At 48.2% G+C, this 22,324-nt stretch carries 18 protein-coding genes and 1 pseudogene; 4 read left to right on the forward strand and 15 right to left on the reverse strand.

The features are described from left to right. Positions 1-13: 13 nt before the first annotated feature. The 12 genes from GC090_RS20070 to GC090_RS20125 form a co-directional block, all read right to left on the reverse strand. Complete coding sequence (locus GC090_RS20070) at positions 14-1,144, reverse strand: major capsid protein (protein WP_324021810.1); 1,131 nt, start codon at positions 1,142-1,144, stop codon at positions 14-16. A 14-nt stretch (positions 1,145-1,158) separates the two neighbouring features. Next, the gene (locus GC090_RS20075) at positions 1,159-1,911 is read right to left on the reverse strand and encodes a DUF6651 domain-containing protein (RefSeq protein ID WP_324021812.1); all 753 of its coding nucleotides are present in this window, start codon (positions 1,909-1,911) and stop codon (positions 1,159-1,161) included. 107 nt (positions 1,912-2,018) lie between these two features. Continuing rightward, complete coding sequence (locus GC090_RS20080) at positions 2,019-3,362, reverse strand: DUF4055 domain-containing protein (protein WP_324021814.1); 1,344 nt, start codon at positions 3,360-3,362, stop codon at positions 2,019-2,021. A gap of 70 nt (positions 3,363-3,432) precedes the next feature. Then, entirely contained in the window at positions 3,433-4,905 is a 1,473-nt protein-coding gene (locus tag GC090_RS20085) for a phage terminase large subunit family protein (protein WP_324021816.1), read from the reverse strand. Continuing rightward, entirely contained in the window at positions 4,892-5,464 is a 573-nt protein-coding gene (locus tag GC090_RS20090; RefSeq protein WP_324021817.1) for a terminase small subunit, read from the reverse strand. The genes GC090_RS20085 and GC090_RS20090 overlap by 14 nt, the downstream gene beginning before the upstream one ends. Positions 5,465-6,143: 679 nt before the next feature. Further along, the gene (locus GC090_RS20095; protein ID WP_324021819.1) at positions 6,144-6,611 is read right to left on the reverse strand and encodes a Sec-independent protein translocase family protein; all 468 of its coding nucleotides are present in this window, start codon (positions 6,609-6,611) and stop codon (positions 6,144-6,146) included. Positions 6,612-6,835: 224 nt separating this feature from the next. After that, positions 6,836-8,203, reverse strand: coding sequence for a T6SS phospholipase effector Tle1-like catalytic domain-containing protein (locus GC090_RS20100; protein ID WP_324021821.1), 1,368 nt, complete (start codon positions 8,201-8,203; stop codon positions 6,836-6,838). A gap of 215 nt (positions 8,204-8,418) precedes the next feature. Beyond that, entirely contained in the window at positions 8,419-8,820 is a 402-nt protein-coding gene (locus GC090_RS20105) for a hypothetical protein (RefSeq protein WP_324021823.1), read from the reverse strand. Further along, positions 8,801-9,307, reverse strand: coding sequence for a lysozyme (locus GC090_RS20110; RefSeq protein WP_172913352.1), 507 nt, complete (start codon positions 9,305-9,307; stop codon positions 8,801-8,803). Before GC090_RS20110 ends, GC090_RS20105 begins: the two co-directional genes overlap by 20 nt. 9 nt (positions 9,308-9,316) lie before the next feature. Next, positions 9,317-9,538, reverse strand: coding sequence for a phage holin (locus GC090_RS20115; RefSeq protein ID WP_324021825.1), 222 nt, complete (start codon positions 9,536-9,538; stop codon positions 9,317-9,319). A 207-nt stretch (positions 9,539-9,745) separates the two neighbouring features. Then, a complete protein-coding gene (locus tag GC090_RS20120) occupies positions 9,746-10,450 on the reverse strand; it encodes an antitermination protein Q (protein ID WP_324021826.1) in 705 nt (234 codons plus the stop codon). Positions 10,451-10,804: 354 nt separating this feature from the next. After that, positions 10,805-11,404 (reverse strand): LuxR C-terminal-related transcriptional regulator, encoded by a 600-nt coding sequence (locus GC090_RS20125; RefSeq protein WP_172913222.1) that lies wholly within the window; start codon positions 11,402-11,404, stop codon positions 10,805-10,807. A gap of 1,469 nt (positions 11,405-12,873) precedes the next feature. Here GC090_RS20125 and GC090_RS20130 point away from each other — a divergent pair. Then, positions 12,874-13,266 (forward strand): hypothetical protein, encoded by a 393-nt coding sequence (locus GC090_RS20130; RefSeq protein WP_324021828.1) that lies wholly within the window; start codon positions 12,874-12,876, stop codon positions 13,264-13,266. Positions 13,267-13,656: 390 nt separating this feature from the next. Here the strand turns inward: GC090_RS20130 and GC090_RS20135 are convergent, their stop codons facing one another. Continuing rightward, entirely contained in the window at positions 13,657-15,306 is a 1,650-nt protein-coding gene (locus tag GC090_RS20135; RefSeq protein WP_324021830.1) for a methyl-accepting chemotaxis protein, read from the reverse strand. Positions 15,307-16,162: 856 nt separating this feature from the next. Between GC090_RS20135 and GC090_RS20140 the strand changes: the two genes are divergently transcribed. The 3 genes from GC090_RS20140 (at position 16,163) to GC090_RS20150 (ending at position 20,559) form a co-directional block, all read left to right on the forward strand. Then, complete coding sequence (locus GC090_RS20140; protein ID WP_324021832.1) at positions 16,163-16,402, forward strand: transcriptional regulator; 240 nt, start codon at positions 16,163-16,165, stop codon at positions 16,400-16,402. Between the two features lie 770 nt (positions 16,403-17,172). Beyond that, the gene (locus GC090_RS20145; RefSeq protein ID WP_324021834.1) at positions 17,173-18,420 is read left to right on the forward strand and encodes a DUF2254 domain-containing protein; all 1,248 of its coding nucleotides are present in this window, start codon (positions 17,173-17,175) and stop codon (positions 18,418-18,420) included. A 144-nt stretch (positions 18,421-18,564) separates the two neighbouring features. Beyond that, positions 18,565-20,559 carry a BCCT family transporter gene (locus GC090_RS20150; protein WP_172913227.1) on the forward strand — a complete coding sequence of 665 codons (1,995 nt, stop codon included), beginning with the start codon at positions 18,565-18,567 and terminating at the stop codon, positions 20,557-20,559. 96 nt (positions 20,560-20,655) lie between these two features. Here GC090_RS20150 and GC090_RS20155 read toward each other — a convergent pair. Next, positions 20,656-20,814: pseudogene (locus GC090_RS20155) on the reverse strand (potassium transporter TrkG); the annotation flags it as partial. A 31-nt stretch (positions 20,815-20,845) separates the two neighbouring features. Further along, on the reverse strand, positions 20,846-21,994 hold the full coding sequence (gene nhaA, locus GC090_RS20160; protein WP_324021836.1) for a Na+/H+ antiporter NhaA: 1,149 nt from the start codon (positions 21,992-21,994) through the stop codon (positions 20,846-20,848). Positions 21,995-22,324 lie beyond the last annotated feature (330 nt).

Here is a 22,324-nt window from a genome sequence, read left to right on the forward strand (position 1 = left end):
TGGCTGACCGGGATTAGCCCAGCAACAGGGCGCTGTGTTCCGGTTTGATGTTCTGACAGCCCCATGCCGCGGCGATTTCATAGCGCACACGGCGATACTGTTTGTACATGGAGACTTCGAACGACATGTTGGTGCGCGGATCGGTGATCATCATGCGGTCATCCGCCATGTCGCCTTCTTCCGGCAGCGCCGGGGCGCGTGTGGCCAGAATGATGGCAGAGCGGCTGAAGGCGAAGTTGGCGGTAAATTTACCGACGACTTTAAGCTCAGCACCTTTCAGAATGTCTTCGCGCAGGCCCGGAGCAAAAATGTGGACACCTTTTTCCGCATCCACACGGGCGATGATGTATTTCTGGCTGCCTGCGATGATCACATCACCGGGGGAAACCTGTCCTGCTGGAATCGCGACCGGGATATAGTGTGACCCGACAGCAATTTTGTCATCTCCGCCGAGTTTATACGCGGTCCCCGCCGGGCCATTCAGCGAGGCCACCCCCGCCGACTCACGCAGGGTAAAGCCATGCAGTTCGAGCAGCGTGCCCTGCGCACGTAAGGCCGTGGTGCCTGCCTCATTGGCTTTAGTTAGCTGCGCCATGGTGCGAAGTGCGGCACCGGCTGTGGTGTCGATAACGCACTGCAAATCGCTCAGTGGTGCGCCATTGTCAGTGAGGATTTTACGCACCTGCGCAGTATCAGTAAGCGTATCCTTAAACGGCGTTTTGCCCGCTTCACCGGCTGCACGAGATGCGCGGCGGAACAGCTGCCCCAAGTCAGATTCAATTTCATTGACCAGCGTACGCATGGCCTGCGTGACCTGGTCACGGCGGATACCATGATAACCCGGGCCGGATTTAATGCCCTTCTGCTGTTCGCCTTCCCAGCGGAACGGGACCATTCGCGATTTGGTAATGGTCATGGGTACATTGCCAATATCCTGGTCACCGTCATCCGGAGGCAGCTGACCGGGCTTCACATCCTCAGCCTTAGCGGCAGGCGTCACGGGAATGCGGACAGGCTGGTTCAGGGCCGCACGTTCCGCCGTGGCGTCCAGGGTGATGGAGGGAATGAACCCGCAGAGTTCACGGGACACAATGTCCAGCGACTGATACAGGTCAGGAATGAGTTGAGTCAGGGTATTAGACATGCAGGGTTATCCTGTTAATCGGTAATCTGTACACCCGCACAGGCGCGTTCGCTCTGCTCCTGAGGGCTGAGGGATTCGAACTGTGCACGGGTAAGTGTGTTTGAGCTACTGTTGCCATTTCCGCCGGAAGAGCCGCCGCCTGATGCGCCGGTGCCCTTGAGGATCTGCTCTTTATACGGATAGTGCTCAACGAGAATGCTCAGCGCTTCATCAAACCCCGCTGCTTCACCGGGTCTGACCGCACTGAAGATTTTGTTTCCGTCACGATCAAACGCCGTGACGGCGTCACCGACGACCTGAAAGTTGCTGCCGAAACGGGCTTCCGCCAGATCAGCCGGGATGCTCATCTTCTCGGCGATGAATTTTGAACGGGCAAAACTACCGCCAATTTTCTCCGCCGTAAGCATCTGGCTCAGGTCGTCGCGTTCTTTCACGATGGGGGCATACTTCTCTTCCAGTGCACGGACAGCTTCAGTACGGACCTTATCGATTTCACCGGCATCCACCAGCGTCTTGTCTTCAAGGTTCTTCACGGTGTCCAGTGCCGCCAGCGCAGCAGCCGGATCATCGATTCCTTCAAAGGTCTTCAGCTGCGTTTCCGCACTCTCAGCACGTTCACGGTGAGACTTAGCCTCACCATTAAGGCGCGAGATTGTCTGCAGGGTGCCGGGAGCATCAAATGCCAGCTCTTTGCCGTCGTCCTGCACGTACACGGGTTTGCCATCGTTTACGACCACATGGCCGTTCTCATCGAGTTTCAGTTTCATCAGGGTTATCCAACCAGGTAAGAGCCATCCGGCCCATAGCGCCGCGCTGCATCCGCAGCGGCTGGCAATAAAAAAAGGCCCCTGCATCTGCACGGACCCGGAGAGAATTAAACCGGCGGTGTGGTGACCGGCTTAACTGGCAAAGGTGGTGGCATAGCGCGTATCCGCGTCTGCTCTTCCGTCCAGCGGAGCTCACTGTTGATGAGGCCGCGGCGCTGTATCTCATTGAACAGCGTCTCGTCTGACAGCGCCCGCGTTTTATACATGTCCACCAGGAAGTCAGCTGACGCTTCAGCCAGGGTAGTGGCACCAAAGTCGCTGAAGATGGTGACGTGCCCGCCTTCGGGCTCACCCGTCCATTCAGCCAGGTACTGCAGTGCAAGCCGCGCTGCATCGGTGAGGTCGCAGACCATGCGCTGCAGGGCGCTGGTGCTCGCCTCGTTATCGGTCAGCGTCTGCACCACGGTGCGATGGCCGGGTTTTACCACCAGCAGTTCTGCCCCCACCTGGCGCATCTTTTCCTCAAGATCGAGGATGTCTGTGCGACCGGCCTCGATGGCTTTGCCGCTGTGCTCAACATAACGCAGGTCGGCTTCATCTTCTTCTGACAGAATGGCCGATGCCGCACCCACTGAAATAGGACCATCACCGAGCTTTTTTCCGAAGAGCACCGGTACGCGGGCGACATGCAGGATGGTCTGCTGATCACTGCGGGACTGCCAGTGTTCGACGTTGAGCCAGGCCAGTTCAGCCAGCGGCGGCCGGCCGTTCATAAAGCCGCGTTTGTCGCCGTAGACCGGGACAAAAGTGATTTTTTTCAGGCTGGTGGTTCCTTCGTCATGTAGCTGCCATGACAGTACACCGGTTATGGCATCAGGCTTTTCGCGATAAACCCGCCAGTGGCCGGGATTCAGTACCCTGACCTGCTCAATGTTTTTCACGACAAACTCATTCTGCGGGTCACGCTCACTGATCGTTTCGACAAAGCGCAGCAGCGTAAAGGTCTCCTGCCCGTTGATCCGTTCTGAGTCGTAGTCCAGCAGGCTAGTGGCATTCACCCTGACGAAATATGGCCGTAGTCCGCGCTGGCGCTCTTCAGCCAGAGAGAGCTTTTTATCCGCAGGTGGATGTTCAACAAGGATGCCGCAGAGGCCATAGGCCATCGCCTCTTCAAAGGTGTCAGCCAGAAAGGAGTGCAGATTGGTGCCCTGCAGGTCCACATCCCCGAACATCTCACGTATGCGTGCAGGCACAACTTCCTCATTCCAGGTCACTGGTCGGGAAAAAGGTTTTCCGCTTAACACCTCGACCGTACGGGAAAATGCCGGAAACAACGTGGCGACCGACAGTCTGTTCTGATAGAAGGCCTCCTCCTCGTTTGGCCATTTGGGCAGGTATGTTTTGCCTGCCTGCCGCATAGAAGACGTACCGCCCAGCAGTGCTGTAATCATTGGCCAGCATCCGGCCATCAACTCAATTTTAGGCGATCGCTTCCGGACGTCGTTGCTCATAGAGTTTCAGTTACGCATTGAATGGTCGCACTGTCGTGCCTTTTGGCTGGAACAGTTCAGTGATGGCCCAGACCAGTGCATCCAGGCGGTCCGGAGATTTTTTTGCTGTTGCGGGCACATACTCAAGCAATTGGTTCTCGAGCTGATAAAGGTTTCCGTGATGCGCCACCCGCCCCTGTTCATACAGCGCTGAAATCGGCTCTGCACGGGCAAACTTGCCCTTACTGGCATGGACGCGAATGATACGCCCACGAAATCCAGCATTACGCAGCGTGTCTTCTGCCATATCTCCGCCCTGGTTTGTTTCAATCACAATCGCCTCAGCCCGATGTTCTTCGTAAGCCCGGATTGCCCGTTTAGCCCAGCCATTAGGTGAGAACTTGCCGGAGTAATCCGCATCAGCAGAGAACAGCTGGTCGTTACCTCGCCCGTAACTGCTTGCGACAACAATACCGGTTTCATCACTCTCTTCGCTGTTAGTCGACTGCGGGTCAACGGCGACGACCGTGCGCGATGGCTCCAGTGCAATCTCAAGCGTCCGGGCTTCGGACACCATTGTCTCAGTCCAGAGCGCACCTTCAGCGTTAAACCGCCTCGGGCGCTGCATGTACTGCGCCTCAGCAGTGCGTCGGTGTGAAAACAATGAGACTCGGTGAGATTCGTTGTGCTTATAAGGCCACAGCCATCCATCAGACAGACCATGTTCAATCGGAATCGCGTGCGAGTTTTCCGGATACAGCGATGAATATGGCTCGCTGTTATCAATCAATACCGGTAGGTTGAGATGATGCCAGTGCTCACCACTACCGCCGCGCAACAGGTAACCGCTCAGGTCTTGGTAGTGGATACGCTGCATGATGACCACGATAGGCGTGGTCTCGATGGCCAGTCGGGAACGGATGGTCTCGTTAAAGCGGGTATTAACCCCGTTCCGCACCGCCTCACTAAAGGCGTCATCAGGCTTTACAGGGTCATCAATTATGAGACTCCCCTGCCAGCCCGGCTCCATATGCCCGGCACGAAAGCCGGTAACCTGTCCTGCCGCAGACGAGGCATACACCCCACCACCGTATTCGGTCCACCACATGGCTTTACTATCAGCATCATCGCGCAGCGCCATCGGCCACATGCCCTGAAAGGCGGCAGACTTCACAATGCTGCGCGTGGTCGATGAGTTCAGTAACGCCAGGTTGTGGGAATAGGACAGGTGCATGAAGCGGGCACGGCGATTCAACGCCAGCCCGCGGCCCATCATATTGATGGTGGCCAGTTCCGTCTTGGTATAGCCGGGCGGAACGTTGATGACAAGTCGCCGAATATCGCCATCAATCACCCGGTCCAGCGTCTGTTGAATCACCTTATGATGGGGCGCGACAATCATTCTGCTACCGGTGCGCTGCTTAAAGAAGTAACGTGTAAAATAAAGCCCGTCCTCTTCGCACTCTATACGGCGTGCAGCATTCTTATATTCAGCAGTCGTCATCCTCCAGCATTTCCCGGCGCGCCCGCCGGTATTCCTCGCGTGAAAGCAGCGCAACTTCAAGCGGGCCGCCGTCTTTGCCTGTCAGTGATGTCGCGGCCTGCTCGCGGAACGCCTGCACCGAAATGTGTTTGCCGAGCAGTTCGAGATTTCTGACTTTGTCAGGCCACTTAATCTTTTTCAGGATGCCGACCATGTCACGCTCCTCGCCCCGACCTTCAAACATCTCGGCCAGATCGAATCCGCTCAGATATCGACGCCATGAAGCTGGCCATTGCGATACGGGTTTGATGCTCATGTCATCTGTCATGATGTCGAGCACGTCCATCTGGTCAATTTCAAACAAGCGCTTCAGCACATAATCTGCATTTAGCTCTACCCTTTCTATGCGCGCTGATTTAAGGTCGTTTATGCGTTGCGCGATATCATGTTTAGACAGGTTTTCAGAGCCGGTGCGGTTCGCAGTTTTTGCGCTATACCCCGCTCGGATAGCAGCCTGCGTTGCGTTCAAATCGACCAGATACTCTCGACAGAACATTTCTTGTTTGTCGGTAAGTGCCATGACTACCTCTTTACAATCACACAATCTAGTTGAGCAATTTAATTCTGAATAATTCAAACCCTGCCGTTAATTTTTTCAAATATATTAATGATGAAAAAGACACTTAAAACGCCGCTCTGATCTTGCGTTTCAAAATTTGCACACCTACTTAACTCTTCATGATGAGGTTAATAATCGCATTGGGTAAAAATCAACCGAAAGCGATTTTTTCATATATGACTATTTAATCTTAAATTCTTATGCTAGGGCACTCATAAAATTGATGAAGTTAACGAAGTCACATATTATTACCACTATGAAATGAAAACTTTCCATAAGGTGACCAAAGAAAAAATTCGACAATAAATGTTCGTTTCGAAGACGGTTTTAATATAATTCCACATGTAAATAAAAATAATACCACCTTCAATATTCACAACTAAAATCGCGATATGAGTTGCTTTCACATATACCAATCAATTTATACAAATATTATCAGATTTTTATTTTTAGCCCGTCAAGCGGGCTATTTAGTCACCATATATAATTAATTCTACTTGCTTATTTCTCGACCAAAATTTTTGGCAATGAAAATCTCACCAAATAATTTAGATTACCTTTAATATACTTCAAACCTATACTGCCGAAGTAATTTAAAACTAGAAAATATTGAAGGCGTAAATTAAGAAAAATTTATCAATCACTTTTTCGCGCCATCTCCATCTTTAATGGAAGCCATATATTCAGCAGCATCATTTTTCTTTTTTTCGATCTCTGCTTTCTCATGTTCTGTTAGAGGATAAACAATAAAGCGGTAAGTTTCAAAATCATCTTTATTACCCAAGAGGTGCTTTCTTAACAGAGTCATTAATTGCCGATAATCCAAAGCGTCATCCCTATCAGCAAGAACTTTTGACAGCTCTGTTGCTAGTTTTGAAGGAAGCCATAAAAACGCTTCATTAGTGAGCTGCCTGAGTTTTCTCTTATCTTGAGGATGACTAACCCATTCAGCCAGCAAATCAGCAACTAAAACAGCTTTAGAGTTTATTTCGTGTTTTTTCTTTAGGGATTGCTCAACTATTGCTTTAAATATGGTTTGCGCAACAAAAACAATCAAACCGATTATTATAGCCCAATCACCAAGATTATAAGCTTTCAAAGTTTCCATTCAAACACCATTTAATCAGAAAGACATATTGATCGGCATTGCAAGGGAAAACTTTAATTAATAATTAAAACTAGCCATGCTTAAGCCCCATTTGTAATTTATTCTTTATAATCATGGGATTACTTAATCAATCACCAACAAATAACGCAAGATACAAAAATAAAAGAGCGATGAAGCTTACAAAGCTATTGAGGTGTAAACCAATTATTCTTATTGAAGCCTGGTCAATCGAATATCTTTCTTTCCCAGTTTTCATCGGGCCTGTTAGGCCAGAAGTTGTTCATAATGGACAGGTCAATAACTTTATCACTGTTGCCACTTTCCTCTTCACTACACATCAGCATCTCACGGTTATGTCTCAGGTCACCAAACATATCCGCCAGCGTCTCCCATGATGCAGAGAGATGAACATAGTCGGGCATCACCTTATTGATTAACGTTTTATCCAGCTGAGGTGATTTACCTTCCAGAGCATCGTGCGCCGCTGACATCACATGCTGATGGTATTCTTTGAGCGCATCAGGGATAAGGCTTTCATATTTTTTATAATCCGGATGATAGGTACAACCGTATTTTTCTGAAACCATTACCATGACCAGAAAAGCTATAAACTGCAGGTGCCCCTTCACAACACGTTCACTGGTCGCGATAGAATGCCAGCGCTCCGAACCCTGAAAAGAAATGCGCCCTTTAAGTAAGCGCCACTTTTCACTGTAAAGTGTTTCATGGAGCTCATTTTCAACGCGAGTTTTTGCCCAGTGAAATGGAAAGAAAAACCTGTCAGACACCTTTTGATGCTCATTCAATGTCTCTGGATATCCGCCTCCCACATCTGAGTGTGCGCCGGCAATCGTCAGCTCAGGATAGCAGCCAGAAAGCGTGTGTAATGATAAGTTATAACGGCACTCATGCAGTGCATTTAACTGAAATGCATATTTTGCAGCACCGCCTGGTACCGTGACCTTCAGGTTGCGAGTGTAAGCCGTATCATGAGGATCATTACTGAACGCCGTCTTGTCCATGAAGCTCCCCACGGTATCAAATAACCCGAGAAAATTAACGACAGGACGACCTGACAGTTGATAACCACATTTGTTAACTGCATCGGAGAGCATAACTGACAGCTCAGCAGCCTGGTCATTTACGGTATTAGTAAAATGACGAGCCAGAACCGCGCCCCTGCTGAACCCGAAAACATCAAACTCTATGCACACGCTTTTACATTCACTGTCAGCTTTCGATAGCATATTGATGAGTTCAGATTTGATTCGCTCATGGCATAAGTTAAGTTTGGAATCGGGGCCATACCCCTGACGACCCCAGATATCTTCATCACCCGTGGCAATGGAATAGAGACTGTCAGGTTCGTTGTTCAACGTACCAATTCCTTCAACATATACTTTGCCAGTCCAACTCCCCTTTGAGTCGTCTGCAGAGAGTCCATAGTATTGATACAGCCTGTAAACATTCGTGGCACAGAACATAACGTCCTGCTCTGATTTATTCGCATTACCGTTTTTCCCGGTACCATCAAAAAAAACACCAATGCGAATAACGCATCGTTCAGAAGTTTCATTTGGAGAGGGATTCATTGTTAAGGACCTGAGTAAAGAGAGGTGGAAACTTAAAAAGGGAATATCTGCTATTGATTCAGCTTTTATGAATTGTGTTCGCTGCGCGGTGCTGCTCAATCTCGCGTATGGCTGCCTTGTCGTTATTACAGTTCTCCACCGTAGTCAGCAATTGCTCATTCAGCTCCAGACTTTCTCCCCAAGTTAACGGGTCAGGGATTAAAGGCACAGCGCAGTCAGCCAGCAAACTGACTGGTATCGGCGCTGGGGGAACCGGAACGAACCTTGTTTCGGTGCGCACGCAACTGGTCAGCAGCGCCACGAGGAACAGGTACAGAGGCACAGCGGCTGCTTTTAACCAGTTTATGAATAACCAACACCCTGCTTTCACTTTCAGCATGGGTGGTCTGATTATCATCTTGAGTTGCCCGAGCAATTTGGTTGAAGAATTTCGTCGTTACTAGGAGGTTCGTCGCTATAGTTTCAGATGAAACCTTTTCCTGCTCCAGTTGCCTGATCTGTTGCATGAGCAGTGTTTTGGAAGAGGACTGCAGCTTAAGGGCAACACCAAGCGCCATAACAACCAGTAACAGCATTGCGATAGCAACAGCATCCCAGTTAATTCTGCTTAAGGTCATCGTTGCTCTCTGTCAGGCAAAGTGCACGCTCGGTTTCTCTGCGTTTCATCAGCCCTTTCCACTTCCTGCCGCCGGAATAGACCCAGCGGCGCAGTTCATTGCATGCATTAGCCTTATCACCAGCATTAAGTTTTTTCAGAAGAGAAGATTTGGAGAACGCTTCAGGTCCGACGTTGTAAGCAAAGCTGTAAAGTGCGGCCCGCTGGTACCTGCTCAAGGGAATTGTCACCAGGCTATCCACTTTTGCCTGTATTGGCTTCAGGTCAGCATGCAGGAGGCTGTCACACTCCCGGTCGGTATAGGTTTTGTTTCTGACAATATCTGTACCGGTATGACCGTCACAGACAGTCAGCACACCTGCGACATCGTGATACGGGACATAGCGTCGCCCTTCTAAACCATCCTGTCCACCAAGCAGCGTCAGTGCCAGAGTGAGTGCCCCCGTTCCTGCTGCGGCCAGAAGCCTTTTGCGCAGGAACGGAGAAATGGCCATGCCTCAGCTGGACTTATCCTGGCATTCGCATCGAATTGCCTGAATTTCAGCGAGCGTCGATTTCCGCCTGTAATACCAGTTGATTACACAGGTCACAGTGGCAATGCTGATGCCCGTTAAAACGCCCACAGCACTCCACTCTTCCGGGCTGAAATAGGTCAGGACACCATGCACAATCTCGCCCGCAGATGCGCTGTATGCGACACCAGTTGTCAGTTTGCTCATCAGGTTTTGCCACGCAGAGAAATAAGAAATGGAGCGGAAGGATGGCCCGGACAAAGTTCTGCGCGACAGACCAATAGAAAAGCCCTGACAAAGATGCCAGGGCTCAGGAAGCGTTCTGAAGAGTCATTAACCCATCATTGGGTGTAATTTAACACAAAAAATGGAAAAGTAAATAGCAACCTACATCATCGCTAACGCTTATATCGCTCACGACTTAGTAATATTTGAAAATTGCTTTTCAGCCCAGGCTTCTTCTCTGTGCAACTCTGTGATCAGGAAATTCATCAACTGCTTGAGGCTTTTGTTCCAGGTATCGAGCGAAATCGCCTTCGTTACCTGAGATACGGCCCTGAAAACAACAACAGAGGCCACGCGTTCATAACCTCGCCCGGCGCAACGCTTACAGGGCTGATAAACCGGCACCCCCTGCAACTGACTTTTCATCCGGTTCATCGAAAGCCCACGTCCCTTACAATCCTTGCAGGCAGCACGAACCGTCCCCTTTCCACCGCATTTACTGCAGGGTTTACCGTTCCTGGTGCCGGTACTTTTGCAGGCATGACATGGGGACTCAGTGTCTGGGCCACGAGCGTAATCAAGAAATGCATAATGAGCAATAATCTCAATCACAGACTCCCGTTCTTTATCGCTCAGACTCACGAGCGACGGATAGCGGGATGACTCTCTGAGACCGGTGGCTGTGAGCAAACGGATTGCGCGCTGCCGGTCGTGGCGACTGAGGCCCATCTTGGCGAAAAAAGCGCAATAACCGAGAGGCGCGCGTTTTAGCGTCATACCCAGCGCAGCCATAATGTCGCTGCCATTGATAGCATTGGGTGAGAGGGAAGACTGCGTGACATAGGGCGTAACGGCGTGTGGGCAGTGGTACTTAACAACACTTTCAAGTTTCATGGGATGACTCTGTGCCGGTAAGGGATCACCGGCACTATGAGTCGCTTAGCATTCATTTTTCTGAATGTCCGCAGTTACGTGCTGACGAGTGAAAAATGAATTTCTGCACATATTTCTCTTTGGGCAACTGGCTTCTGCTCTTGCCGGTCACCCGACACCACAACGCAATGAGTGCTTCACCGGTATGATGCCTGGGGCTTGCGCCTTTTTTCCACCCGATAAGCGTGGAAGTAACTACATCCAGTTCTTCCGCGATGTCCTGCAAAGAATAACCGTGGCGGCTCATGTCTGTAAGAAGCCGGAACCAGTCGATTTTATGAATGTTTATGACGGGCACTTTACTTCCCCCGATAACTAAAGCCTGAGTAAATCTTTGAGATTTCTGACACCAAGTTTATTGGCACAGTTTTTTCGATGCTGATAGAGCGTTTTCGTCTCGATGCCAAGGTTCATTGAGTGGGTTCTTGCATCAATGCCGTTGAGGAAGCCATCGATAACGGAGAGTTCGCGCTTTGATATTTTACACCTTACAGGCTGAGGATGCTTTTTGCTTAGATGATGCTTCAAAACCACCCTAATGGACTCAACTGGCATGGAAGCATCCATAACATCTTCAATCTCACAGAGTCGATTCAGCAACCCTTTTTTGCGCTGATTGAGCAGCCCGATACTGTCAGTAAAAACCAAAACATTTCCTTCCGCCTGCCAGGCGAACGTCAGAAATTTACTCAGCCAGCGTGGAAAAAAATCCCCATACTCCAGGCACAAAATGGCAAGTCGATAACATCCTGGAAATCTTTCAGAGGGTTGATTAAGCCGAAATTGTCTAACCTCTTTTGAGTATTGAACAAGCAGATTTTTTTGAACGCACTCTGTTTCGATAAGTCTGAACAATCCCTGGTGCAGGATATTAATACTGCCATTAATAACAACGCCGCGCTCGTGGCTTTTCATATATTTATTCCCTTTTTATGAATGCTGTGACTGACCAACAACCACCCTAAAAACGGCATCCATTACTACTCAAAATGCTCAGGACATTCAATGCGATCCTTTAGCGCGCAAATTACAGAAAGCCCCCCCAAAAAGCTTACCGACTGAATACATTAGAAAAAGCGATCAGCAGTCTCTTGATTAAGAGAAACTTTCAGAGTCTTTTTAGTCCTGCATCCTAATAGAAAAACCAAATTACTCTCACGTAACAGAAACCTTAATAAGATACATATTGATATCGACTAGGAGGCATGAAGTCATAAAGCATTATTTAATCGAAGCAGGACTGTTTACAGGTCGTTTAGGTAATAACACCTTCAAATTAAGCAGTGGTATATAATGAATTTTTACAAGCATTTTCAGAAGAAATTAAGCACCATGAATTTTTTAATTTAGAGTTTCTCAACTATGCAGAGTAGTTTTCACATTAGAAAATCATAAATTTAATGACAGATGCTGTGACGGGATAAAAAAAGTGGCCATGGAAACCACGCAATCAAAGTTGAATTTGCTAATGAAGAATGCAGGTCGTACAACCAAAGCAAACATCAGATGTAACCTGTTGGATTGAAAACATGAAATACCCTTTCCTTACCTTCCGCAGGAGAAATATAACGAAATGTTGTCGTGTGGGTTTCGATCCATTTGTTGGCCGTACGAAGCGTGTAGTGCCAGTTCAACCGTTCGGGCTCACGTAATAAATCGAGCTTGCTGAGTGTATAGTGACCTCCGACGTTACGTTTCATTGCCTGTCTAAAGACGATCATAATTCCGTAGTCACGGAGTATTTCAATACCTTCCAAGAAAAACTGTATATAGTTACAGAAATATTAAAATTAGTAATTGAGCGGTCCGCCTCATTCAGGAGTTTTATATAACTATTGGCTGAAAAGGGATTATGTGCAGGAATAAAATGCCTGGTATAACTTTAACCAAAACTTATCCCCCTCCACGGAAGTAGTCCTGACGCATCAATGTATGTCTTAGCTGGATTCAGACAGCATGATTGTGCCCATTCGTACAATCTGTGTACCGTGTTGTGCCGACCACTTTTGAATCAATCAAAATCCCTCCATGGACGATAATGGCTGTGCTTAGGGCAAAAAGTCTCTCCAGACGAAATTTTCTACGAGATCCTTTTTCTCATACCTTTTCACTAAAAAACGCATAACCAAAAGAGCAAAACACTTTATGAATCTAATAATAATATTTTTATGAACCGAAAAACTGCCACATTTAACACCATCGCAACATTAAAATAAATTAATTAATAATCAATAATTTAAAATGAATTTCATTTTTGTTATTAACTATAAATTTTTGTTATTTCATTCAACAGCATGATTCGATCAAATTCAGTTTAAGAGGCCCGCCCAGTTTAGGTAGGGCCGGATACCGTCAAACGGCTAAATTCTCAAAAGGAGATAGACATGCCAAATTTTATAAATGAATTGACAATTCTTGATGAAGGAGAGCTCGTCATAAGCCTTGAGGATGGAAAAACATATTACGGAGCACCACTGGCTGGCTCAATGGGCTATGCCATACCCACCTTATTCAAAAAAGAGGTCAAACTGAGTCTTAAAAGCAGCTTCGACTTAAAGGACTTATATAGAGCTTATTATGCTCGTGCGATATATAAAACCCGAAAGGACAGACCAGTAGATAATTTCATTATTAGTCTGTATACCGTTCCGTGCTTGAGTGATTCCTCGATGTTAGCTGAGATACGGATGAATATTAAAGAAACTGAACACAGTGTAACTGCAAGGACAGCAGGGCTGTGGGCCCCATTAGACGAAACAGGGGACAATGTTCTTTGATTGAGAGAAAATAAAATTTGAAGATAAAAGTGCGTAACATACTCAGTCTTCATCGGCAATCTGTCGGAAATTTTGCTTATATAAAGACAGAGTTCAACGCACTTTTCATGTCCCTATCTTGGGTATGCGATGCAAAAAGAGGCTGCTAAAATACAATCCATCATGTTATTTCTCCGGAGTAGTAATGGAGGAAGATAAAACACTGCCCCTGCATCGAAACCACTCTTTATTCAGAAACAGAATTCCAACATGATAAACACTCCCCTGAGCTCAGGTGGTATTGCCAACATAATTGTGCATCATTAAGGAAACATACTTTCCTTGCAGGCAAACCCAGAGGCAAAGGGCCTTTGCCGGCCCTTTTTAGTCAGAAAAAATGGATATCAGGTTTCAGAAACTTTGCCAGTTGTCATTGCCCGCGGTTGCAACGGCAGAAACCGGACGCAGGGCTGCTGCGGCCGATAAAGGCCGTTCAGACGTGCGGGCTGACGCAGGGGAAGCTGAAAGCGTAAACGTGTTTACCAACTGGTTGAGCGCTGCAGCCTGCTCCATCAGTGAGCGTGAGGCTGCTGAGGCCTCTTCAACCAGTGCGGCGTTCTGCTGTGTCACGTCGTCCATCTGATTGACGGCCTGATGTACCTGTCCTATCCCCTGAGACTGCTCACTGGCCGCCACGGATATTTCATCCACCAGGTCAGTGACCTGGCGTACTGCATCGTTCATTCTGGACATGTTTTCTCCCACCCCTTCTGCCTGAGCGGAGCCGGCTTCGACGAAGCCCATTGACGACTCGATGAGCTCCTTAATTTCCCGGGCCGAAGACGATGAGCGCTGTGCAAGATTGCGGACTTCACCGGCCACGACGGCAAAACCACGCCCCTGCTCACCGGCACGGGCCGCTTCAACTGCAGCGTTCAGGGCCAGAATATTGGTCTGGAATGCAATCCCTTCAATCAGTGCGATGATGTCTGTAATTTTCGCTGAGCTTCCTCTGATATCGCCCATTGTGGACAACAGCGTGCGGACACGACCGGCACTGTCTTCTGAAATTTCATGTGCATTCTTTGCCAGCTGGCTTGCCAGACGGGTGTTTTCAGCTGTCTGGCGAACTGTTTCACTCAGCTCAGACATGCTTGCAGCGGTCTGCTCCAGAGAGGCAGCCTGCTCCTCGGTGCGCGATGAGAGATCTTCGTTACCCGCTGATATCTGTGCCGACGCGGAGCTGACTGACTGGGCTGACGCCTCAACTTTTGACAGCGACAGGGAGACGTTTTCAACCAGATGGTTGAATGCCCGGGCCGTCATGCCGATTTCATCCCGGCGGGACGCGTCAACCCGGAGTGTCAGGTCAAGCTTTTCGCTGGCACTTTCCATCGTTTCACGCATACCGTTCAGCTGACGCCGGATGCCAAAAATGGTTCTGAGTGCGAAGAAAGCCAGAATGATGATGGCCAGCGCTGAACCACCGACCAGACTCCACACTGTCGTTTTATAGGTTTTGTCATTTTCTTTACGCAGGCTGTTACCGATGTCTACATTCAGCTTCAGCTGCTTCTGATAAACCGCAATCAGCTGACGTGCGGCTTCACCAATGCCGTCATTTCCCTGAAGCGCACCCAGAGCTACCGCATCATTCTGCGCCCGTGAGCCTGCCAGAAAGGCCGGAAGTGTGGATTCAATCCGCTTAAGGATGGTGAAGGCTGACTCCGTAATCTGGCGGTCTTCTTCGTTCGAAACGTCGTTTTTCAGGTAGTACTCGTTAAGTGAAGTAATATTGCTGATAACCCCGTTGATTTGCTTCTCAATTTCGGCCTGACGCCTGAGGTCTGTTGCGCTCTGGTGACGGTAGAGCCAGATAATCAGGGAGTTACTTCCGTCTACCATTTTGCCGATGTCCAGCAGTGACGGAACGGTGTTCTCCTGCACGTACTGAAAGCGGGATTGAAATCCTCCGGCAACGACGACGGCCACGATGACCATCGTGACCAGTGCTGCAGAAAGGAGTGAAAAGGTAAGCAGTAATCGCTGTGTAATCGTCATCTTTATTTCCTGCCATCATAAGTGATTGATATACTGAAAAACGTGTCTGTAAGCCAAACCTCCAGCATATTTATCGGCAGAAAAAACATTTTAATTATAAAAAAAGAAAATTGTTATCGCGGCAACATATAACTCCTCAGAAAATCATAAATTTTTTACATTTCCTGACGAGAAATCATCTTAAATGCCGCTGGCTCAGTGAATGAGAACGTCCTTCATAAAAATGCCTGCAGGCGGGAGAAGGGAAGTTAAACCATCTCACGGGCGACGCATTAGTCAGCAATTATTTTAGAACAGGTGTGTACAAAAAAATGGAATGGTCTGTCGGTTGCTCTGCAATATTTGAATATGAGACCTGCACTCAACAAGCTTGCAGATATGCCGGTAAATCTCAGTTATAACAGTTAGCTGTTAATGATAACCAGTCTGCATTCCAACCGTGTATTTGCCCCCCTCCCCCTTTTTTACTTACTAAGCCCTTCAACACCCTTTTCCCCTTGTTAACTCAGTCTGGCGTAGCGAAGATCTCATTTTGGCACGAAACGAACAGGCAACTGAGCTGAAGACTCGCCATGAGTAAGAAGAGGATGCACGCTGTCCAGGCTTATGACTACGTTTTACAGCATCTGGCGGTATAATATGAACATGTAGCAAAAAGTGTACGACACTTACTCTCCCCAAGCTTTGAACCTAAGAAGCAAATCATATAATATGTTAGCAGGTCTAATCAACGCATCAATTTTAGCTCACAGAATCTGGAATTTTTTTCTGCAGAATGATGCGATAAGAATTATATTTATAAATTCATACTGCTTCACTTAGCAGTCCTTTACCATCCGGTCCATGAGGTTCCGTTATGGGAAAAAAGTTACATCAGATACCTGTAAATGCTGCAAATAATGTCCGTGAACTCAGAGCAGATGCTGGACTGACACAGGCAAGTGCAGCGGAACTGTTCGATATCAGTCTTCGTGTATGGCAAAAGAAAGAAGCAGCTAATAGCCCATCATCCCTGAGTCAGGGGGAATACGAATTTCTACTATTACTGGCCGACAGGCATCCACACTTTAAAATCATCAAGCACGAAGATAAGTAGGTTTCAGGCTCCACTTTAATGGTTTGAATCCTAACCGAGGTCATACAAATGCCCAATGATTATCGTATACTATCTAACCACTCAATAAGAACTTACCATTAAGTCTTTGTTCATCATCGCATCCCACAGTACGGAAATTAATATTTTATGGCCTATGATAAATTGCTGCAACAATGCGATATTGCTCCTATCCAACCTTTAGCACAACAGCAAGTTAGTCATCTACGCAAGAAGATATTACCCCTTCATGGACGAAAATTGCTGAAAGTCGCTTAAATAATACTATTTTGAAAGCAACAAGTCGGATAAATGCCTGTCATTTCTGTTTGACAAAATTTGTTCAGTATCTCACGCACCAGAAACCCGACTGAGACAACTGTTTTTATCAAGGCCACACAGCTTTTACAGAAAAATGCATGTCTTCATTTGGCTGATGTGAATACAGATTTCGCACAACAGCCCGGCAGTTCCCGCTGGATAATATAGATGACGAAAAACATCTGCTGCGATAAGATTTTCGAATTCTCTATGGATAAGATATTACCAGATTGACCATACATCTGAGCATAAGCACTTTTTTCAGGTTAAATGTGTTTGAAAAACCGATAAGCCAAAGCTGCTTAAGAAAATGTAGATATGCATCACTATGTGAGATACAACACAGAAACTCATAGAATGTATGCTTTTGCATTAATAAAGAAAAAGCCAAATTATACTTTCAGAATAAGACGCACTTTTTCTGTTACTTATCTACCTTCAGGGAGCCAGGGATGTCAAAAACACGATGGATTCTTCGTCAACTGACCAGGAAAATATGGTTCAGGAGTACACTATTCGCTGTGCTGGCTGTTGTAACGGCTTTGGTAGCAATCGCTGTCAAACCTTTTATCCCAGTATCCATATCTGGACTTATTGGTACCGATGCAGTAGATAAAATACTGGGCATTCTTGCCTCGAGCATGCTGGCTGTGACGACCTTTTCACTTAATATCATGGTCTCGGCTTATAACACTGCAAGCACTAGCGTAACGCCACGCGCCACAAAACTTCTCCTTGAAGATCGCACAACGCAAAACGTTCTCGCCACATTTATCGGCTCGTTTCTTTTCAGCCTTGTTGGTATTGTTGCGCTCGGTATGGGAGCATATGGTTCTCAGGGGCGAGCGGTGCTCTTTTTTGTCACCCTGGTTGTCATTGTGATGATTGTCATCACCTTGCTGCGCTGGATACAGCACCTTTCACAGTTCGGACGAATGGCTGAAACCTCTCAGCGCGTAGAAGATGCAACTGCAGCGGCTCTCGCATCATGGTTAAAGGATAACTGTCTGGGTTGTTCACCATGGCATAGCAAAAGGTATGAAACGACGGGCATATTGCCGTTAGTGCCTGACAGGGTGGGTTATCTTCAGCATATCGATCTGCTAAAATTATCTGAATTTGCAGAGAAAAATGACCAGAGTCTTTATCTGAGCGTACGTCCAGGCGCTTTTCTTCATTTATCTTCTCCCATTTTATATACGCGAAAGGTGTTATCCGAAAGACAGCAGCAGGAATTACGTGCAGCCTTTACTGTTGCTGAACAGCGCTCATTTGATCAGGACCCGCGCTTCGGTCTGTGTGTGCTTTCAGAGATTGCTTCGCGCGCTCTTTCGCCTGCCGTGAACGACCCGGGAACCGCTATCGATATCATTGGCCGCGCTGTGCGGCTTTTCTGCTCCCCATCAGAAGCCGGGGAAGGCTCTACTCCTTACCCCCGACTGTTCCTGCGCCCGGCCAACATCAGTGACCTGTTTGACGATATATTCACGCCAATAGCACGTGATGGTGCTTCGCTGGTAGAAGTGCATATTCGTCTGCAAAAAGCCTTTCTGGCACTGGCACAATATAAACCTGCCGTATATGCAGAGGATGCCAGGCGGCACTCCCTGCAGGCACTGGATCGGGCAAGAAAGGCGCTTGTTCTCAGGGACGATATTCTTCGGCTGGAGGAACTGGCTGATGATATTGTCAAATGCTGATGTTAAACAGTGGCTGATATTCCGCTTTTAATGAGAGGAACGTGTAAAGATGCGTTGAAAATCTGCGCAATCGGGGATACTTCGCTTTTACTGCTTTATACGGATTGTTACATTTGAAGCTCATTCAATCAAAACAGGAACGATATGACTTCTCACGAATCCGACATAAAAGCCAAACGCAGCCACATCAACCCGCCTGTTTTCTTCACGTCTGCAGCACTGATATTTGTATTGGTTGTTTTTGCCGCCCTGTTTCCGGAGCAGGCAGAAATCCGGCTTGGAGCCCTTCAGAGTGCCCTTTTTGCCAATGCCAGCTGGTTTTACATTCTTGCTGTTGCAGTCATTCTTCTCACAGTCGCTTACCTGGGGCTGTCACGCTACGGTGATATCAAACTGGGGCCGGACCATGCTGAACCGGATTTCAGCTATCACTCATGGTTTGCCATGCTTTTTTCTGCAGGGATGGGAATCGGGCTGATGTTCTTCGGCGTGGCGGAGCCTGTTATGCACTATATGTCGCCACCAACAGGCACGCCGGAAACGGTACAGGCAGCGAAGGAAGCACTGCGCATTACTTTTTTCCACTGGGGACTTCATGCATGGGCCATCTATGCCATCGTTGCTCTTATCCTGGCATTTTTCAGCTATCGTCACGGCCTGCCGCTTACGCTTCGCTCCGCGCTTTACCCGATTATCGGAAATCGCATTTACGGCTGGATGGGCCACGCTGTAGATATTTTTGCGGTGATTGGTACCGTGTTGGGTGTCGCCACTTCGCTGGGTTATGGCGTATTACAGGTGAACGCAGGACTAAATCACTTATTTGGCGTGCCCGTTAACGCAACGATGCAGGTCATTCTGATTGTGGTCATTACGGGACTTGCCACACTTTCGGTTGTATCCGGTCTGGATAAGGGTATCCGTATCCTCTCTGAGGTGAATCTTTCTCTCGCTGTACTGCTGCTGATCCTTGTCGGGGCGCTCGGGCCAACAGTGTTGCTGCTGAAATCCTTTGTTGAAAACACAGGCGGCTATCTTTCTGAACTGGTGACCAAAACGTTTAACCTTTATGCGTATGAACCGAAATCCAGTAAATGGCTCGGTGGCTGGACGCTCTTCTACTGGGGATGGTGGCTGGCATGGTCACCATTCGTGGGAATGTTCATTGCACGCGTTTCGCGGGGACGAACTATTCGGGAATTTGTCACGGGTGTGCTGTTCGTGCCTGCTGGCTTTACGCTGCTCTGGATGACTTTTTTCGGTAACAGCGCTATCTGGCTGATTATGCAGAAAGGTGCAAGCGATCTGGCACAGACCGTGCAGTCTGATCAGACGCTGGCGCTCTTTAATTTCCTTGAGCACTTTCCGTTCAGCTCCGTACTGTCGTTCATCGCTATGGCGATGGTTGTGGTTTTCTTTGTCACCTCAGCTGACTCCGGTGCGATGGTCGTGGATACGCTGGCATCAGGTGGTACAGATAAAACGCCGGTCTGGCAACGTATTTTCTGGGCAGCTCTGATGGGTGTTGTGGCCGTAACGTTGCTGCTTGCAGGTGGCATGAAGGCGCTTCAGACTGTGACCATTGCCAGCGCACTGCCGTTTGCCATCATTCTCATGATGTCGATTTACGGCCTGTTTAAAGCGCTACGAGTTGATGTGTGGAAGCGTGAAAGCAAGCAGATAGCGACCATTGCGCCCACGGCGGCGCGAAATCCCATTACCTGGCAGCGTCGGCTGCGCAACATAGCCTACTTTCCGAAACGCTCACACGTGAAGCGTTTTATGACCGAGGTCATCTATCCTGCGATGGAAATGGTGGAACAGGAGCTGGCAAAACAGAATACTGCTTCGCACACGAATGATGACGCTGACGACAGGATCCATTTCGAGGTAGATCTTGGTAACGAGCTCAATTTTGTTTATGAGGTACGTCTGCGTTCATATATGCAGCCGGCCTTTGCCCTCGCTGGCATGTCGGGTAACGACAAGGATGAAAAACATCGTTATTACCGCGCTGAGGTGTATCTTAAAGAAGGTGGACAGGATTATGACATTATGGGATGGACACAGGAGCAGATCATACACGATATTCTCGACCAGTATGAGAAGCACCTACACTTCCTGCATGTTGTACGCTAACAGTTATTAAGCAGTGAACGCCTGAAAGAGGCACTCAACATCTCTTTCAGGCTAACTGATGCCATCTAATCAGGCGTACCGCTGTCCCCAAAATCTTCAAAAGAAACGAGAGCAAAGAATTAACACCGGATAGATCTCAAGTAGCACCATCAGCATTACTTCAAACATAAGGTATATAGCTGGGTTGCTAAGTGCGCAAAACGTCAAAGTAGTCTCGCCAAAACCCAGTCCCGTGTTGTTCAGGCAAGCAGCGACACACTGCCTGACGTAATGCGTGTCCGGAATTTCATGCAATTTGCTCCGGGCGACGGGCTGAGCCAGCTATAACAAGAAAAATCATCCCGGCCAGTGCCGAGAGCAATGAACCTGACAACACGCCTATCTTCAGTTCGCTCTGCAGAACGTCATTATCCGGATACGCGAGCCCACCGATGAACAGACTCATGGTGAAACCAATTCCGCAAAGGATAGCCACACCATAGAACTGAGCTGCGGTAGCGCCTTCCGGTATACGCGCCAGGCCTGTGCTGATAAGTAACCAGGAAACCAGCGCAACACCCAGCTGTTTGCCAGCGAAAAGCCCGGCAGCAATGCCCACCGGCAACGGGGACAGAAGTTGTTCAACTGATAACCCATGCAGACTGACCCCGGCATTCACAAAGCCAAAGACGGGGACGATTAAGAACGCTACCCAGGGGGAGAACGTCACTTCAAGGCGGCTCAGGGGAGAAAATTGCCCGTGTGTACGCCCGGTATGCGGAATGCATAGCGCAAGAATAACTCCTGCAACGGTGGCATGTACGCCGGAACTGTAAACGAAATACCAGAGCAGCCCTCCTGCAGCGAGATAGAGAGGCAGCGATTTAACACCCAAACGATTCATGATGATAAGACAAAGCGTGACGATTCCTGCGCCAGTGAGCATTTCCAGGTTTAAACCATGGGTGTAGAAAGCTGCAATAATGACTACCGCCCCCAGGTCGTCAATAATCGCCAGTGCCGCCAGGAAGACCTTCAGGGAGGCGGGGACTTTATCACCCAGCATCGCCAGCACCCCCAGCGAAAATGCAATGTCTGTGGCTGAGGGAATGGCCCATCCATTCAGTGCCTGGGGATTATTGCGGTTAAAAAAAATAAAGAAGGCTGCAGGTACAAGCATTCCTCCCAGTGCAGCGGCTCCAGGCAACAGGCGCTGGCTCCAACTCGATAGTTTCCCTGAGAGCAGTTCACGCTTAATTTCGAGGCCAACCAGCAGGAAAAAAACACTCATGAGCACATCGTTTACGACTTTTTCAACCGGCAGACCAAACAGCGATGCATGAACAAAATGTTGATAATTTTCTGCTAATGCGCTGTTCGCAAGAGCAATAGCCAGCAAAGAGACAATTATTAACAGAAGGCCGGGAGCCACAGGAGAGTGAAGTAATTTTTTCATAAAAATCTATTATCAGGATGAGAAAAAAATCGCACCTTATCACTCATTCCATCTCCGGGCCATCCTCATTCCTTGCGGTCATGAGTCCCAGGCAGTCTGACCCAATGAACTGAGTAGAGTAATACGTGTTAAGCGTTCCACTGTCTCTTAGCCATTACTTTGAGATTACCGGATAATAAAATTAAGCCCAGAGATTTATAGTTGCTTACCCCCCGTTCAGGCGCAGCGGAATTCGAGTTTAGCTGTGAAGACGGCTTTGAAGCTGCATTACTGATGAACAGGGTTACAGGTGCAAAGATGAGCGAAAAAAACCATCTGTCATCACAAAAG

Source organism: Pantoea sp. JZ29 (assembly GCF_035190385.1).
Classification (GTDB): Bacteria; Pseudomonadota; Gammaproteobacteria; order Enterobacterales; family Enterobacteriaceae; genus Pantoea; species Pantoea stewartii.